This is a genomic window from Dietzia sp. CW19, from assembly GCF_014145265.1.
Taxonomy (GTDB): Bacteria; Actinomycetota; Actinomycetes; order Mycobacteriales; family Mycobacteriaceae; genus Dietzia; species Dietzia natronolimnaea.
In genome coordinates, this window is sequence record NZ_JAALEE010000435.1 from 11,205 (window position 1) to 14,155 (window position 2,951).

The 2,951-nt window shown below is 68.0% G+C and carries 5 protein-coding genes; all 5 read left to right on the forward strand.

The window, feature by feature from the left end:
• The coding region (locus G6021_RS12875; RefSeq protein WP_241736546.1) for an ArdC-like ssDNA-binding domain-containing protein at positions 1-896 on the forward strand (896 nt) is incomplete at its 5' end.
• 174 nt (positions 897-1,070) lie between these two features.
• The gene (locus G6021_RS12880; protein WP_067715302.1) at positions 1,071-1,865 is read left to right on the forward strand and encodes a ParA family protein; all 795 of its coding nucleotides are present in this window, start codon (positions 1,071-1,073) and stop codon (positions 1,863-1,865) included.
• A gap of 4 nt (positions 1,866-1,869) precedes the next feature.
• Positions 1,870-2,196 carry a hypothetical protein gene (locus tag G6021_RS12885; protein ID WP_017836510.1) on the forward strand — a complete coding sequence of 109 codons (327 nt, stop codon included), beginning with the start codon at positions 1,870-1,872 and terminating at the stop codon, positions 2,194-2,196.
• 4 nt (positions 2,197-2,200) lie between these two features.
• Complete coding sequence (locus G6021_RS12890) at positions 2,201-2,479, forward strand: hypothetical protein (protein WP_069388969.1); 279 nt, start codon at positions 2,201-2,203, stop codon at positions 2,477-2,479.
• 183 nt (positions 2,480-2,662) lie between these two features.
• Positions 2,663-2,951: hypothetical protein (locus G6021_RS16955; RefSeq protein ID WP_206682666.1), on the forward strand; the 289-nt coding region annotated here is incomplete at its 3' end.

The following is a 2,951-nucleotide window of genomic DNA, read 5'->3' on the forward strand; positions in this document are numbered from 1 at the left end:
AGACCTACACCCCGCAGCAGAAAGAGGCCGCCCGCGCGGCCCGCGCCGAGAAGGTCGAGCAGATGCACGACGAGCTGTCCGCCGCCGTCGACGCCCTCATGCAGTCCGGCCAGTGGCTCATGTGGCTGGACTTCCTCGGATCGTTCCACCGCTACAGCTTCAACAACACGATGCTGATCCAGGTGCAGTGCCCGCACGCCACCCAGGTCGCCGGATTCAAGGCGTGGCAGGCCAAGGGCCGCCAGGTCCGCAAAGGTGAGAAGGGGATCCGGATCTTCGGCAAGCCGTTCCGCCTCGTCTCCGAGACCGACGAGGCCACCGGAGAGACCACCCGCAAGGCCATCAAGTGCCCACCGCCCGTGGTCAGCGTGTTCGACATCTCCCAGACCGACCCCATCGAGGGAGTCGAACAGCCCACCGCCCCCGTCGCCCAGCTCCAGGGCGACGACCACGCCGCCCTCTACGAGCGCATCAGCCAGTGGATGACCGGCCAGGGCTGGACCGTCACCCGCGAGCAGATCCCCGGCGAGTCCAACGGCTACTGCACCGTCGACGGAACCCGCCGCATCGTCGTCGACGCCGACCTGTCCGACGCCCACGCCGCAAAAACCGCCATCCACGAGGCCGCGCACGCGATCTTGCACACCGACGACGACGGCAAGCTCACCACCGAGCCCGACCAGGCCACCCGCGAACTCGAGGCCGAATCCGTCGCCTACGTCGTGGCCGGGCTGCACGACCTCGACACGAGCGACTACAGCGTCGGCTACGTCGCCAGCTGGAGCGGGGGACAGGCCGACACGGTCAAGGCCACCGCCGTCCGAGTCCAGGAAGCCGTCCACCTCATCGCCGACGCCCTCACCGACGAAGACCAGGACGAGGAGGCCACCGGCTAGGCCGGCGGAGCGGTCGGGCGTGGCGCCGCTCCGCTAAGCGCCACGCCCGACCGCCGGCCACCCTCGCATCATGCACGCACGACACGCCCCACACCCAAGCATCACACGTGCTCCATACCCGCACCATGCGCCGATATACTCGCACCATGCACGCATAACGAAGGGAAAGCACCCATGACCACGGTCATCGCGATCGCCAACCACAAGGGCGGCGTCGGCAAGACCACCACCGCCCTCATGCTCGCCCACACCGCCGTCGCAGGCGGCAAGCGCGTCCTAGTCATCGACCACGACGCCCAAGGGGGAGTAGCCCTGCGCATCCTCGGAAACCGCGACCCCGACGGACACACCCTCGCCGACATCTACGCCCGCACCCCAGGCGTCACCCTCGCCGGCGCCACCCACACCACCCGCCGCCCCGGCCTGGACATCGTCCCCTCCGGCCGCGGCAAACTCGCCGCAGCCCTGCAGGCGCTCGGGGGAGTGGCCCCCGGAAAAGTCCTACACAAAGCCCTCGACACCGTCCGCGACAACTACGACCTCGTCATCATCGACTGCGACCGCGGCCTGTCCCTGGGAACCATCAACGCCCTCTACTCAGCCGACCGGGTCCTCCTGGTCACCGAACCCGAAAACGACTCCTTCAACGGCATCAGCGACACCGGCGAGCTCGTCGACGAGATCAACGAAGACCTCCGCCCCAGCCGGCCCCTGCCCGACCCCGACATCCTCATCAACCTGCGCGACACCACCCGCACCGCCACCCACGGCCGCGTCGCCACCGAGATCCGCGACTGGGCCACCCAATCCGGCTACACCGTCCACCCCCACGACATCCCACGCCGCGCCTTCATCGCCGAAGCCGCCGCCAACGGTCAAGGACTCGACGAGCTCCGCGACATCGCCGCCGTCACCGTCCGCGACAGCTTCCACGAGCTGCTCACCACCCTGACCGCCGAAAGGACCTGAACCCATGGCCGCCACACCGCCCGTCCGCAAGCGCAAGACCACCGACAGCCTCGTCGCCCAAGCCGCAGCAGGGGAGGGCACCCCACGGCCGGCCGACGCCCCCGAATACCGCAACTGGAACATGCGCCTGCCAGCCGACCTGGTCGAACGCATCTGGGGCACCTGCGAAGCCCTCGACAAGGACGAGGACCTGCCCAGCGCCGTCGCCTTCACCGTCCGCGCCTTCGAGGAGCTGCTCGACCGCCTCGACGCCGAATACAACGACGGCAAGCCCTACCACTCCGACACCAGCCCCTTCCGCGCCGGCGGCCGCACCACCTACAAGAGGTAGACCCATGCACATCGTCACCATCACCACGACCACCCCCACCGGCCAACTCCTCCACCAGGACACCCTGGCCACCACCGGCAGCCACGCCGAAGCCCTCGACCTCGCCGCACACCACGCCGCAGCCACCACCATCGACATCCACGCCGCCAACACCGGCCAACATCACGCTCATCTCATCGCCCTCGGCGACGAACCCCACGCCGTCATCGCACCCCGCATCGCCCCAACCGGACGCACCGACCTCCTCGCCACCCTCCGAGCAACCCGCACCCTCACCCACTAAGAGCACTATCTTCCGCACCGCCGCGAGTCGACTGGGGCCAGCTCCCGCGTGCAACACCGCCTGGTGACTCCCGCGACGTAGCCCCCAACGCGGCAACCGGGTCGAGATCCACCACGGGGGCTTCCGTCGCGCGATGCCAAATGGCCCTGGCGTGAAAACGCAGCACACGCATAGTATTGGTCCGTGACTGTCAGGCTCTGCGTTCTGCTGTGGCCGTACCCCGGCCGGGAGGACGCCCTTCGCCTCTACGAGGACGAAGTCCTTCCGCTTATCGCCGATCACGGCGGAAGACTCTGTTCGCGCGATCAAGTCGAACGCCAAGCAACTACCGATCCGATCGAGATTCAACGAATCGACTTCCCAAGCGCCAACGCCCTCAAAGCATTCATGGCCGACCCTCGCCGCCTGCAGCTCGAGTCACAACGCGCGAACTCGATTGCACGGTCTGGACCGTTCCCGTTCTGGTGGACAC

What these genes read in the sequence shown, in the direction of transcription:
- G6021_RS12880 (WP_067715302.1), top strand. Translation starts at nt 1,071, where the DNA reads ATGACCACGGTCATCGCGATCGCCAACCACAAGGGCGGCGTCGGCAAG.
- G6021_RS12885 (WP_017836510.1), top strand. Translation starts at nt 1,870, where the DNA reads ATGGCCGCCACACCGCCCGTCCGCAAGCGCAAGACCACCGACAGCCTC.
- G6021_RS12890 (WP_069388969.1), top strand. Translation starts at nt 2,201, where the DNA reads ATGCACATCGTCACCATCACCACGACCACCCCCACCGGCCAACTCCTC.